Consider the following 11877-nt stretch of genomic DNA (forward strand, 5'->3'; position numbering starts at 1 on the left):
CTTGTAATATTTATTAAATTGATTATTATAATATTATATATCTATTTTGTAGATTGATTTTGACGCGGCGCAAATGTCGCGCAATCCCTTACCCTGCAATGAAGTACACACTCAGACAGCTGGAGATTTTTGTCGCGATCAGTCGCGCTGGCAGTGTGTCGCGCGCCTGTGACCAACTCGCCTTGTCACAATCTGCCGCCAGTACGGCCCTCATTGAGCTGGAAAAGCAATTTGATATCCAGTTATTTGACCGTGTCGGCAAGTCATTACGTATTAATGAGGCCGGGCAACAATTGTTGCCAAAAGCCGTGGAATTACTCGACCGGGCGCGTGAAATCGAGCGCATGCTGCAAGGCCAGCAAGGCTATGGCAACCTTAAGATTGGGGCGACGCTGACCGTGGGTAATTACCTGGTGACCTTGCTGGTGGCCAAATTTCTGCAACAATATCCACAAAGCCACATCCAGTTGCAGGTGCAAAACACGCGCACCATTGTCGAGCAGATTGCAAATCATACCCTGGATTTAGGTATGATTGAGGGTGAGTGTAACCACCCGGATATTGCTGTTGCGCCCTGGATTGCCGACGAACTGGTGATTTTTGCGGCGCCCACGCATCCGCTGGCGCAGATTGCGCAAACCGGTAAAACCATCCACAAGTCAGATTTATTGCTGCAACCGTGGATCGTCCGTGAAAAGGGTTCTGGCACGCGCGAGACGTTTGACCGCGCGTTCAAGCAGGATTATTCGCGGCTCAATATTACGCTGGAGCTGGAGCACACCGAAGCGATTAAACGCGCAGTGGAGTCCGGACTCGGCATCGGCTGCATTTCAAGGCTGGCGCTCAAGGACGCATTCAGGCGCGGTAGCCTGGTGCCGATTGAGAACCACAGTTTGCAGTTTCACCGCAATTTTTATTTTTTATGGCACAGGCAGAAATACCAGACCGGTGGCATCCGTCAGTTTCTGGCGTTTTGCCAGGCGTTTACCCAAGGGGCAACGCGTAGCGACCTGATCGATATTCCGGCGATTGCCTGACGGAGGAGGAAGTATGGACAGAGATGTCATGGAATATGATGTGTTGGTGGTTGGGGCAGGCCCGGCGGGCTTGTCGGCCGCCATCCGTCTCAAACAATTGGCACAAGCACAAGGCCAGGAGTTGAGCGTGTGTGTGCTGGAAAAAGGGGCCGAAGTCGGCAGCCATATTTTCTCTGGTGCCGTGCTGGACCCGAAAGCCTTGCAGGAGCTGTTTCCAGACTGGCAAGCCTTAGGTGCGCCTTTGAATACGCCTGTGAATAAAGATACCTTTGTGGTACTCGGCGAAGAAAAAGCCTGGGACATGCCTGAGTGGGCCTTGCCGCCGCTCATGGGTAATCATGGTAATTACATTATCAGCCTGGGCGAAGTCTGCCGCTGGCTGGCTGGCCAGGCAGAAGCGCTGGGGGTAGAAATTTATACCGGCTTTTCTGCGCAATCGCCCAGCTATGACGAACATGGCCGCATGGTAGGCGTGATTACCGGCGATATGGGCCTGGACAAACAGGGTGAACCAACGGCGAATTACACGCCAGGCATCGAAATTCGTGCCAAATACACGCTGGTGGCTGAAGGTACACGCGGTTCATTGACCAAGCAGCTGGAAGCGCGTTACGGCTTGCGTGCCGCTTCCAGCCCGGCCAAATATGGCATTGGCTTCAAGGAAGTCTGGCGCGTGAAGCCTGAGTTACACCAGAAAGGCCTGATTGAGCACACCTTGGGCTGGCCGCTGGATGCCAGTACCGGTGGCGGTGGTTTTATTTATCACCATGGTGAGAACCTGGTATCCGTCGGTTACGTGGTGCACCTGGATTACCGTAATCCTTATTTGTCCCCGTTTGATGTGTTCCAGACCTATAAAACACATCCCAAACTCAAGGCTTTATTGCAGGATGGCAAACGCCTGAGCTACGGCGCACGCGCGATTTCTGAAGGTGGCGTGCAATCGTTGCCGGAAATGGCCTTCCCGGGAGGCGCCTTGCTGGGCTGCAGTGCAGGCCTGGTCAATGTGCCTAAAATCAAGGGCACGCATTACGCCATGAAATCCGGCATGCTGGCGGCAGAAGCTGTCTTTGAAGCCATCGCACAGGGTAGCCCGGAAGTGTTGACCAGTTATGTGCAAAAACTACGTGCTTCCTGGGTATGGCAAGAGTTGTATGCGGTGCGCAATGTCAAACCATATTTGTCCCGTTGGGGCACTTGGGCAGGCACAGTGTTGGGTGGTGCTGAGATGTGGCTGGCGAGCTGGAATATCAGTTTGCCGTGGACACTCAAACACAATTATGCAGACCACGCCACGCTGGCTGAGGCGTCACAAAGCCGCCAGCCGGTCTACGCCAAACCCGATGGCGTGCTGACGTTTGATAAACTCAGTTCGGTCAGTTTGTGCAATATTGCGCATGACGATCATCAACCCTGCCATTTGAAACTGGGCGTGGCCGATATGCCGGTACGTGTGAACTTGCCACGCTACGCTGGGCCAGAGCAGCGTTATTGCCCGGCTGGGGTGTATGAGTTTGTTGAGCAGGCCGGTGAAAAAGCCTTGCAGATCAATGCGCAGAACTGCATTCATTGCAAAACCTGCGATATTAAAGACCCAACACAAAATATTAATTGGGTGCCACCAGAGGGTGGTAGCGGACCGAATTACGTTTCGCAGTGATTGGAAAAGGCGTTGCTCCGGCGAATATGCAGTGTAACGCCTTTTTTGTTTCTTGATGTGTGAATAACTTTGGCTGTATGTTGGCTGAATTATGTACGATTTATTTCGCCTCTCGGCGAGTCACTTTCTGATGCTTGCCCCTCAGAAAGTAACCAAAGAGGAGGGCACCCAGCCATCACGGCCTTCGGCTGCCTTGCGTTGCTCAACAAAACAAGCGGTCACGAAACTCGCCCTAGCAGCTTGCACACTACGCAAGCTGCCGCGGAACTCAAACAGTCGCTCCCTTCTTCCTTGTTTTGTCTCCGCTACTCAGCGTGATGGGATGGGATTGATCTCACCAAACTGACATTGTCGAAATCTGAACGATTCAAAAACCGGATTCTTTTATTAAGCCCTCTAAACGATGGCGCTCGTAGGTGTTCGGGGCCCCCATCTGCCGCGCCGAGCAACACAGGGTTGGCGGGGGCCTTCGGCAAGCAACTGTTTGAGCTCCGTAGGAGCGAGTTTTTGATTGCCGCCCGGCAATTCGAGTAGCACAGGAAATAAGCGGAAGCTGGGGTGTCTTGTTCTTTGCCTTCTTTCTTATGGACAAGCATAAGAAAGAATGGTCGCCGAGAGGCGAAATAGATCGATCTTAGCGCTTCTGCGTCAATGCAATAAACGCCGCAATCCAACCAATCGCAATGGTGGTGAGCAGCATCAGTCCGCCGACATTAAACAGGTGGAACACCAAGTGAAAATTGCTTTGGTAATTGTTTGCCAGCAGTTGCACTGGTTGTCTCAGGTTCCACACAATCATGAATAATAGAGCGATGGCAATCAGGCCACCCCCCAGCCCGTAAGCGCCTCCCATATATAAAAACGGACGGCGTATAAAGCTGTGGGTTGCGCCAATCAGACGGCTGACTTCAATTTCGGCTTCGTGCGTGAGCACTTGCATGCGCACGGTGTTGCTGATGACGGTGATCATGGCAATGCCAAGCAGACTGGCAAAAATGATAGCAATGCGTTTGCCCAACACCAGCATGGAATGCAGGCGCTCAATCCAGACGCTATCGATGACTAGCTCTTCGACCTCTCCGCGTTTTTGCAGCAAGTCCTGCACCGGTTTGACTGAAGCAGGTTGCGTGTCCGTCAGGGTGATAAACAGTGCATCAGGCAGCGGGTTTTGTGGCAGGTCTACGAGCAGGTCTTTTTGCAAAAACTGCGCGCCCAACTGTTTGATGGCATCTTCCTTGGGCACGTAACGCACCTCTTTGACTTGCGGCAAGGCCTGGACGTCGTTAATCAGGCGCTGGATCAGGTTGGCATTGACTGAAGGTTTGAGGAATGCGCTGATTTGCGCATCTTGTTTAATTGAGCGCGACATATCTTGCAGGTTATCCAGGCCGACAAACAGCAGGCCGGGCAGGGTGGCGGTGATGCCGATCACCATGCAGATGGTAAGCGTATTCAGCCAGTGACTTTTTAAGCGCTGCAGGACCAAATCTATGGCCAGCGCGTGTTGATTGAGCCAGTTTTTCATGCACTTATTCTCGTTAACGTAGCACTCATAAAGGTGGCACTCATAACATTGCCGTTTGCGCAGGCATGGCGCTGATGGTTTGCTGGTCGATATGCAAGGTGCGATAGGCGATGGTGCTTACCTGGCTCACGTCATGCATGGCAATCACCACGGTCACGCCAACATCGTTAAAGGCTTTGAGCAACTGCATGATTTCCAGTGAGGCGGCTTGATCCAATCCGCCTGTAGGTTCGTCAGCAATGACAATCGAAGGGCGGCTGACGACCGCGCGCGCAATGGCCAAACGTTGTTGCTCACCGCCGGAAAGCGTAATCGGCATGGCTTTTTCTTTATTCAGCAAGCCGACTTTATCCAGCGCAGCACGCACGCGGCGCGCGGCTTCTTCACCGGTAATGCCCTGTATGCTCAGCGGCAGGGCGACATTGTCAAAACTGTTGCGGTCATACAGCAATTTGTGGTCCTGGAACACCAGGCCAAAACGACGGCGCAGGTAAGGCACGGCATTCGGGTGCAACTGGCTGATGTCCTGCTGGTTAATCAGGATATGCCCGCTGGAAGGTAACTCTATGCCCGCCATGAGTTTGAGCAGGGTGCTTTTACCCGCGCCAGAGTGGCCGGTGACCAGCACAAAATCGCCTTTGTCTATGCTAAAGCTGACCTGGCGGAACAAATGTGCGCTATTGGGATAGCGCATGCTGACATTATTAAAAACGATCATAATTTAAAGCTGTCATGGCTAGTCATCAATCAAGGCATCAATAAAGTCATTGGCATTAAACGGGCGCAAGTCATCAATACTTTCACCCACGCCAATAAAGCGTACCGGAATCTTATTGGCAGATTGCTGGCTGAGGTGGGCAATGGCTGCAATGACGCCACCTTTGGCCGTGCCGTCCAGTTTGGTTAAGGCCAGGCCTGTGACGCCTAACGCCTCATTGAACGCTTTGAGCTGGTTGACGGCGTTCTGGCCGGTGTTGGCATCCAGCACTAGCAAAATTTCGTGCGGTGCGCCAGGCAATGCCTTGTCGATGACGCGTTGCACTTTCTTGATTTCATCCATCAGGTGTAACTGTGTTGGCAGGCGGCCGGCCGTGTCGGCAATCACCACGTCGATTTTTTTAGCGATTGCTGAATTGACCGCATCATAAATCACGGCAGCCGGGTCACCACTTTCTGAGGCAACCACATGCACATCGTTGCGCTCGCCCCATACCTGCAATTGCTCGCGCGCGGCGGCACGGAAGGTATCGCCTGCCGCAATCAGCACGCTATGGCCTTGCGCTTGCAGGTATTTAGCCAGTTTGCCGATGGTGGTGGTTTTACCAGCGCCATTCACGCCGACCATCATCATGACATAAGGACGATGGGCGCTGACATCAAGCGGCGCTTCTAATGGAGACAGCAGATCAAGTAAGGTGTCTTTGAGCGCTTGTTTTAACGCAATGGTGTCTTGCAAATCCTGTTTTTTGACCCGATTGCGCAGTTGTTCCAGCAAGTATTGTGTGGCGTTTACACCGACGTCGGAGGTGAGCAGGATGGTTTCCAGCTCCTCGTAAATCTCTTCATCAATCTTGCCGCCGCCAAACAGGGCACTCAGTTGCCCGCCCAACTGCTGGCGTGTTTTGGCCAGGCCGTTTTTTAAGCGCTGCGTCCAGCTCAGGCTGGAGGCTTCTGTTGCGGGGGGCGTGACGGGCTCGGTTTTTTTAGCAAAAGGATTGAACATGGCGGCTTAAAACTCGGTAATATCGGTATTTTAAGCTGAATCGACGTTTCCTGCCACGATTAGGCGCAGGCAGCGACTATTGATGCGGTGCCAGAACTAACCCAGGCGCTGGCTGGTCTCAAACAAGACTTTTTTGAATCCTTTTATTTTCCTTCTCTTTGTGAATCTGGACAACATGAAAACATCAATCAATTTGGCGCGGCATTTAATGCGTCCAAGCTTGCTGGCTGCGCTGATCAGCAGTTATGCCTTACCGGGGCATGCCGAGATTGTGCAAACGACCCTCAAAAATGGCCTGAAAGTCATTGTGCAGGAAGACCACAGGGCGCCGGTGGTGGTGTCGCAAGTGTGGTATCGCGCAGGTTCGCTGGACGAGGTGAATGGCAAAACCGGGGTGGCACATGTGCTGGAGCATATGATGTTCAAGGGCACGCAAAAAGTCCCGGCCGGGCAGTTCTCGCGCCAGGTGGCTGCGGCAGGTGGTAAGGAAAATGCGTTTACCAGCAAAGATTACACCTGTTATTTCCAGCAACTGGAGAAATCCAGATTGCCACTCTCTTTTAAGCTGGAAGCTGACCGCATGGCCAATCTGCAAATTACTGACGCAGAGTTTGCCAAAGAGATTGAAGTGGTGAAAGAAGAGCGGCGCTGGCGTACTGAAGACAAGCCGCAATCACGTGTGAACGAGCAGTTTGAGGCTTCTGTGTACCGGGCACATCCTTATGGGCGCCCGGTGGTGGGTTTTATGAATGACCTGGAAAATATGACCGCCGCCGATGCGCGTGAGTGGTATCGCACCTGGTATGCCCCCAACAACGCGACTATTGTCGTTGTCGGCGATGTCAAGGCGCAGGACGTGTTTGCGCTGGCTGAAAAAAACTTTGGCAAACTGGCGGCAAAAACCTTGCCCGTACGTAAACCACAAGTCGAGCCTGTGCAATTGGGCGAGCGTCGTGCCATTGTCAAAGCCCCGGCCAAACTGCCATATTTTGTGATGGGCTTTCATGCGCCTGCGCTCAAAAATGGCGAAGCGTATAGCGAGCAGGACTGGGAGCCTTATGCGCTGGAAGTGCTGTCCAGCATTTTAAGTGGTAACGGTGCTTCGCGCCTGAACCAGAAACTTGTACGCGAGCAGGCGATTGCCCTGGAAATTGATACCGCTTATGACAGCACGAACCGTGGCCAGACCTCGACCTTTGAGGTCGCGGCTTCGCCGAGTGATGGCGTGTCGCAGGAGGCATTGATCAAGGCCATTTGGGCGCAAATCGATGAACTCAAGAATAACGGCGTGACTGCGGCTGAGTTGCACCGCGTGAAAGCCGCCGTGATTGCGGCAGATGTGTATAAACGCGACTCGGTGTTCTATCAGGCCATGCAAATCGGGCAACTCGAAACCATGCATTATCCCTTGTCCTTATTGCAAAGCAATGCTACCAGGGTGCAGGCCGTGACGTCTGAGCAAGTGCAGGCAGTGGCTAAGAAGTATTTGTTGCCGGATCAACTGACCCTGGTCAGCCTGGATCCGCAACCGATGACAGCCGACCAGAAACCCGTTGGTCGTCCGCATCAGCACTAGTTTATTTTTACTGATTTAATTTAATGCGCCTGCACGACAGGCGAATCAAGGAACAGCATGAACGTAATTGGTTTTTTAAAAGTGGCCTTACTGGCACTGGTGTTGCAAAGCTATGCAGCCAATGTCCTGGCCGCCCTGAACATCCAGCACTGGACGACAGCAGAAGGCAGTGAAGTGTATTTTGTTGAAAATCACTCACTGCCCATGATGGATGTCAGCATTAATTTCCGCGCGGGTAGCGCGTATGACAACCCTGAAACTGGCGGCACCGCGGCGGTCACGCATCATTTGATGGCATTGGTCGCTGGTGGGTTGGAAGAGGAGGCGCTGACCAATCGTTTTGCGGATATTGGTGCCGTGCTGGGTGGCAGCTTTGACGCTGACCGCGCCAGTTTCAAATTGCGTACGTTGACCAGCGAACAGCAGGCTGCGCTGGATGCATTTGTACTGATTTTGCACAAACCAGATTTTCCGCAGGCGGTGCTTGCGCGTGAGCAGGCACGTATTGTTGCTGCTTTGCAGGAGGCTGAAACCGAGCCTGACAGTATCGCGCAAAAAGCGTTTATGCAGTCCGTGTATGGCATGCATCCTTACAGCCTGGATCAAAACGGCGAAATCTCCACTGTGCAGTCGCTAACGGCGGCGCAGTTACGCCAGTTTTACCAAACCTATTACACGGCCAAGTCTGCAGTGATCGCCATGATGGGCGATTTGACGCCCGAGCAAGCCAAGCATATTGCCGCGCGCTTGAGTGCCGGTTTGCCACAAGGGCCTGCAGTAGCCGCGGTGCTGCCTGTGACGGCACCTGCCTCGGCCAGCGTGAAAAAAATACCGCATCCGGCGGTGCAGGCGCATATTCTGCTGGGGCAGCCCGGCAATAAACGCGGCGATGCGGATTTTTTCCCTTTATATGTGGGTAACTATATTCTGGGTGGTGGCGGTTTTGTTTCACGCCTGACTGAAGAAGTGCGTGAGAAGCGCGGCCTGGCCTACAGTGTGTATAGTTATTTTATGCCGATGAGCCAGTTAGGCCCGTTCCAGATCGGCCTGCAAACCAAGAAGGAACAGGCCGATGAAGCACTCAAACTGGTGAAAGAAACGGTGCAGCAGTTTGTGGATAAAGGTGTGACGGAAAAAGAGCTGGCGGCGGCCAAGGATAACCTGATTGGCGGTTTTCCGTTGCGCATAGACAGCAATAGCAAGATTCTGGAATACCTGAATATGATAGGTTTTTATCAACTGCCTCTGGATTACCTGGATAGCTTTAACGACCATGTGGCCCAAGTGACCGTGCAGCAGGTCAATGATGCCTTTAAGCGGCGAGTACACCCGGAAAGTTTTGCCACCGTCATTGTCGGGGCCGAATAGCAAAAAAGCCGACCATGTGGTCGGCTTTTTTATTACGGTGTATCAGGCAATACGTTTCTTACGAGCGAGCAGATAGTATAAAAATGCGCCCAGCAGGTTGAGGAAGAAAATGACCAGAAACCAGACCAGTTTGTCTTCGCTTTGATTGGCCAGGCAATCGACCAGCATCCAAACCCAAAATAATCCCAGTGCCAGTGCAATCAGGCTGCCCAGTATGCCAAACCCCAATAAAAATTCCATGCTGTTTTCCTTTGTGAATTGCCGTGAATCATAGCACGATCCATTTGCATGGATATCCATGTAAATGTGGCTGAACCCTTGAACGCCTTTATAATCATGCTTTGTTGTTGCTAACGAATAGAACCATATTCATGAATCAAGTTCGACTGAATGCAGGCATTTGGCGTAGCCGCGTACTTAAGTTTCCAGATGCAGAAGGCCTGCGCCCGACCTCTGACCGTGTGCGCCAGACCTTGTTTAACTGGTTAGGCCAGGACCTGACAGGCAAAACCTGCCTGGATTTATTTGCTGGCACCGGGGCTTTGGGCTTTGAGGCTTTGTCACGCAATGCCAGGCAGGCCACCATGCTGGAGCTGGCCAAAGCGCCATTACAGGCCTTGCTGCAAAACCAGCGTTTGCTGGGGGCCACGCAGGCCGATATCCGGCAGATGGATGCCTTGCAGTTCCTGGCACAAAACAAACAGCGTTTTGATGTGATTTTCTGCGATCCACCCTACCATAAACAGTGGCTGGATAAGTTGTTGCCGCAGTTGGCCAGCCATCTGGCCGACGATGGTTTGCTATATGTGGAAGCGGAATATGCGTTAAAATCCGACTCGGACTGGCAAGTGATCAAGTCCGGCAAGGCCGGGCAGGTGTTTTACCATCTGCTGCAGCCAGTACAAGCATAGGTCGGGAACACCTTAAAAAAAATATTCGGGGTAAAGGTGAATGAGTAAAACCAGAGTGGCAGTGTATCCGGGGACGTTTGATCCGATTACATTGGGGCATGAAGATATTGTGCGCAGGGCCGCCAATCTGTTTGATGAAGTGATTGTGGCGGTGGCGGGCAGCACCAGCAAGCAAACCTTGTTCAGTCTGCCCGAGCGCGTGGCATTGGCTGAGTCTGTGTTTCATGGTGGCAATATCCGCGTGGTCGGGTTTGATGGCTTGCTGATGCAGTTTGTGCAGGCACAGGGCGGACAGATGGTGATTCGTGGCTTGCGGGCTGCCAGTGATTTTGAGTACGAATTTCAACTGGCAGGCATGAACCGCAAGTTGTATCCCAAACTGGAAACCCTGTTTATGACACCGGCTGAAGAGTTTATGTTTATTTCTTCCAGCCTGGTGCGCGAAGTGGCGCGTTTGGGTGGCGATGTGAACCAGTTTGTGTCGCCAGGCGTCGAAGTTGCGATCAAGCAAAAACTGGCTGCTGCTTAACGCTTTGCCAGATAGAGAATCCCTTATTTTTAAAGAGTCATGGCTTTATTTATTACCGACGAATGTATTAACTGCGATGTCTGCGAGCCGGTGTGCCCGAATGAGGCCATTTCGCAAGGCGCAGAGATTTATGAAATCAACCCTGACTTGTGCACGGAATGTGTTGGACATTACGATAAACCACAATGCCAGCAGGTGTGTCCTATCAGCTGCATCCCACTCGACCCTGACCGGCGCGAAACACCGGAGCAGCTGATGGAAAAGTATGTGCGCATCACTGCACATCCATGATTAGAACCAAAATTAAAACCTAAAATTAAAACTGAAGTTACCAGGATCTCAAGGAGTCAATAATGCGAGTATTACATACCATGTTGCGCGTAGGCGATTTGCAACGTTCGATTGATTTTTATACCGGTGTGCTGGGCATGAAGCTGATCCGTACCCAGGATTATCCAGATGGTGAATTTACGTTGGCGTTTGTCGGCTATGGCAATGAGTATGACAACACCGTGCTGGAACTCACATACAACTATGGCAAAACCGCTTATGAAATGGGCGGCGCTTATGGCCATATGGCAATTGAGGTCGATGATGCCTACAAGGCCTGTGAGCTGGTGAAATCCAAGGGTGGCAAAGTGGTGCGCGAAGCCGGTCCGATGAAGCACGGTACGATAGTCATCGCGTTTATCGAAGACCCGGACGTACTAACAAGTAAACGCCTATTACACTAGATACTCAAGTAATTAAAAAATGGACACCCAGTTGATGAGAGTCAGCTGGGTGTTTTTTATTGTGGAAACGAAGTAATAATTTATGCTGATTTAAGTGATTGAATAGCTGATCTAAGATATTCAATTTCTGAAATTTTTAGTGCATTTTTTAACAAAATACACTTTAAAATCAATTAGTTATTGTGTTTTATTTTTTTTCGGGATGGGTTATACTTGATTTGTTATCAAGATTTGGTTTTTCCTATGAGTCCTGCATCAAATCTCTGTAAGTCATACAGGTTAGCTAGAAATTTGTCACAGCGAGATGCTGCAAAGCTATTAGGCTACGAGCAAAGTTTTATATGTGCGTTTGAACGTGGCAAAAGAGGGGTGCCCACAGGAAATTTCAAAAATGTGCTTGTTTCGAAATTTGCATTAAGCGAAGAGGAAAGAAATCAGTTTGAGAATGCTCTGAAGCGCTCAAGCAACAAGATTGTTTTGCCATTCACGCTGGATGAGGACAAGTTTTATTTAGCACATGAGTTTGCAGAGCATCTTGAATCTTTAAATAGCAAGCAGATGGAGTTGATTCGGCTTGCTATCAACATTAAGGCTAAACCCAATGAAGCTAAAACAGGAGAGTGAAATGTAAAAAAGGCGAACCCCGGAGGATCCGCCCTTTTTAGAATCGCGTTTGCCGCAACTCCTCGGAAAGTTCAGTATCGCTGATTAAATCAGGCTCGTCAATCCTCCCTCAAACTGTCAACACCACTTTTTAGCTGCTTGATAAGCAGTGACGGCGAATTGTTGCCCTCATTTTCTAAATCCAATTAGA

General features: G+C 51.3%; 13 protein-coding genes. 9 read left to right on the forward strand and 4 right to left on the reverse strand.

Annotated features, from left to right (window positions below; all coding sequences use genetic code 11):
- The first annotated feature begins 98 nt into the window (after positions 1–98).
- Both ACIDE9_RS00300 and ACIDE9_RS00305 read left to right on the forward strand, forming a co-directional pair.
- Positions 99–1037: a LysR family transcriptional regulator gene (locus tag ACIDE9_RS00300; protein WP_194753036.1), complete on the forward strand. Its 939-nt coding sequence runs from the start codon at positions 99–101 to the stop codon at positions 1035–1037.
- Between the two features lie 13 nt (positions 1038–1050).
- Positions 1051–2697: an electron transfer flavoprotein-ubiquinone oxidoreductase gene (locus ACIDE9_RS00305; protein ID WP_411991903.1), complete on the forward strand. Its 1647-nt coding sequence runs from the start codon at positions 1051–1053 to the stop codon at positions 2695–2697.
- A gap of 634 nt (positions 2698–3331) precedes the next feature.
- Here the strand turns inward: ACIDE9_RS00305 and ftsX are convergent.
- Genes ftsX through ftsY form a run of 3 tightly spaced genes read right to left on the reverse strand, consistent with a single transcriptional unit; the run spans position 3332 to position 5945 of the window.
- Positions 3332–4222, reverse strand: coding sequence for a permease-like cell division protein FtsX (ftsX, locus tag ACIDE9_RS00310; RefSeq protein ID WP_292782262.1), 891 nt, complete (start codon positions 4220–4222; stop codon positions 3332–3334).
- A 40-nt stretch (positions 4223–4262) separates the two neighbouring features.
- Complete coding sequence (gene ftsE / locus ACIDE9_RS00315) at positions 4263–4940, reverse strand: cell division ATP-binding protein FtsE (protein WP_194753041.1); 678 nt, start codon at positions 4938–4940, stop codon at positions 4263–4265.
- 18 nt (positions 4941–4958) lie between these two features.
- Positions 4959–5945, reverse strand: coding sequence for a signal recognition particle-docking protein FtsY (gene ftsY / locus ACIDE9_RS00320; protein ID WP_411991906.1), 987 nt, complete (start codon positions 5943–5945; stop codon positions 4959–4961).
- Between the two features lie 175 nt (positions 5946–6120).
- On the opposite strand from ftsY, the gene ACIDE9_RS00325 reads away from it, so the two are divergent.
- Positions 6121–7521, forward strand: a complete 1401-nt coding sequence (locus tag ACIDE9_RS00325) for a M16 family metallopeptidase (protein ID WP_411991909.1) — start codon at positions 6121–6123, stop codon at positions 7519–7521.
- 57 nt (positions 7522–7578) lie between these two features.
- Positions 7579–8889 carry a M16 family metallopeptidase gene (locus ACIDE9_RS00330; protein ID WP_411991911.1) on the forward strand — a complete coding sequence of 437 codons (1311 nt, stop codon included), beginning with the start codon at positions 7579–7581 and terminating at the stop codon, positions 8887–8889.
- Between the two features lie 42 nt (positions 8890–8931).
- Here ACIDE9_RS00330 and ACIDE9_RS00335 read toward each other — a convergent pair whose 3' ends face one another.
- Positions 8932–9129 (reverse strand): PLDc N-terminal domain-containing protein, encoded by a 198-nt coding sequence (locus ACIDE9_RS00335; protein WP_411991913.1) that lies wholly within the window; start codon positions 9127–9129, stop codon positions 8932–8934.
- A 131-nt stretch (positions 9130–9260) separates the two neighbouring features.
- On the opposite strand from ACIDE9_RS00335, the gene rsmD reads away from it, so the two are divergent.
- The 5 genes from rsmD to ACIDE9_RS00360 all read left to right on the forward strand — a co-directional run bounded on the left by rsmD (position 9261) and on the right by ACIDE9_RS00360 (position 11687).
- Positions 9261–9800 carry a 16S rRNA (guanine(966)-N(2))-methyltransferase RsmD gene (gene rsmD, locus ACIDE9_RS00340; RefSeq protein ID WP_411991915.1) on the forward strand — a complete coding sequence of 180 codons (540 nt, stop codon included), beginning with the start codon at positions 9261–9263 and terminating at the stop codon, positions 9798–9800.
- A 40-nt stretch (positions 9801–9840) separates the two neighbouring features.
- Positions 9841–10329 carry a pantetheine-phosphate adenylyltransferase gene (coaD, locus tag ACIDE9_RS00345; RefSeq protein WP_194740703.1) on the forward strand — a complete coding sequence of 163 codons (489 nt, stop codon included), beginning with the start codon at positions 9841–9843 and terminating at the stop codon, positions 10327–10329.
- Positions 10330–10368: 39 nt separating this feature from the next.
- On the forward strand, positions 10369–10620 hold the full coding sequence (locus tag ACIDE9_RS00350; protein ID WP_194753048.1) for a YfhL family 4Fe-4S dicluster ferredoxin: 252 nt from the start codon (positions 10369–10371) through the stop codon (positions 10618–10620).
- Positions 10621–10682: 62 nt separating this feature from the next.
- Entirely contained in the window at positions 10683–11063 is a 381-nt protein-coding gene (gene gloA / locus ACIDE9_RS00355) for a lactoylglutathione lyase (RefSeq protein WP_411991918.1), read from the forward strand.
- 243 nt (positions 11064–11306) lie between these two features.
- Positions 11307–11687: a helix-turn-helix domain-containing protein gene (locus tag ACIDE9_RS00360; RefSeq protein ID WP_411991920.1), complete on the forward strand. Its 381-nt coding sequence runs from the start codon at positions 11307–11309 to the stop codon at positions 11685–11687.
- Positions 11688–11877 lie beyond the last annotated feature (190 nt).

Source organism: Methylophilus sp. 'Pure River' (genome assembly GCF_046765995.1).
GTDB lineage: Bacteria > Pseudomonadota > Gammaproteobacteria > Burkholderiales > Methylophilaceae > Methylophilus.

Coding starts and splice junctions, on each gene's coding strand:
- ACIDE9_RS00300 (WP_194753036.1), top strand. CDS start 99: ATGAAGTACACACTCAGACAGCTGGAGATTTTTGTCGCGATCAGTCGC.
- ACIDE9_RS00305 (WP_411991903.1), top strand. CDS start 1,051: ATGGACAGAGATGTCATGGAATATGATGTGTTGGTGGTTGGGGCAGGC.
- ftsX (WP_292782262.1), bottom strand. CDS start 4,222: ATGAAAAACTGGCTCAATCAACACGCGCTGGCCATAGATTTGGTCCTG.
- ftsE (WP_194753041.1), bottom strand. CDS start 4,940: ATGATCGTTTTTAATAATGTCAGCATGCGCTATCCCAATAGCGCACAT.
- ftsY (WP_411991906.1), bottom strand. CDS start 5,945: ATGTTCAATCCTTTTGCTAAAAAAACCGAGCCCGTCACGCCCCCCGCA.
- ACIDE9_RS00325 (WP_411991909.1), top strand. CDS start 6,121: ATGAAAACATCAATCAATTTGGCGCGGCATTTAATGCGTCCAAGCTTG.
- ACIDE9_RS00330 (WP_411991911.1), top strand. CDS start 7,579: ATGAACGTAATTGGTTTTTTAAAAGTGGCCTTACTGGCACTGGTGTTG.
- ACIDE9_RS00335 (WP_411991913.1), bottom strand. CDS start 9,129: ATGGAATTTTTATTGGGGTTTGGCATACTGGGCAGCCTGATTGCACTG.
- rsmD (WP_411991915.1), top strand. CDS start 9,261: ATGAATCAAGTTCGACTGAATGCAGGCATTTGGCGTAGCCGCGTACTT.
- coaD (WP_194740703.1), top strand. CDS start 9,841: ATGAGTAAAACCAGAGTGGCAGTGTATCCGGGGACGTTTGATCCGATT.
- ACIDE9_RS00350 (WP_194753048.1), top strand. CDS start 10,369: ATGGCTTTATTTATTACCGACGAATGTATTAACTGCGATGTCTGCGAG.
- gloA (WP_411991918.1), top strand. CDS start 10,683: ATGCGAGTATTACATACCATGTTGCGCGTAGGCGATTTGCAACGTTCG.
- ACIDE9_RS00360 (WP_411991920.1), top strand. CDS start 11,307: ATGAGTCCTGCATCAAATCTCTGTAAGTCATACAGGTTAGCTAGAAAT.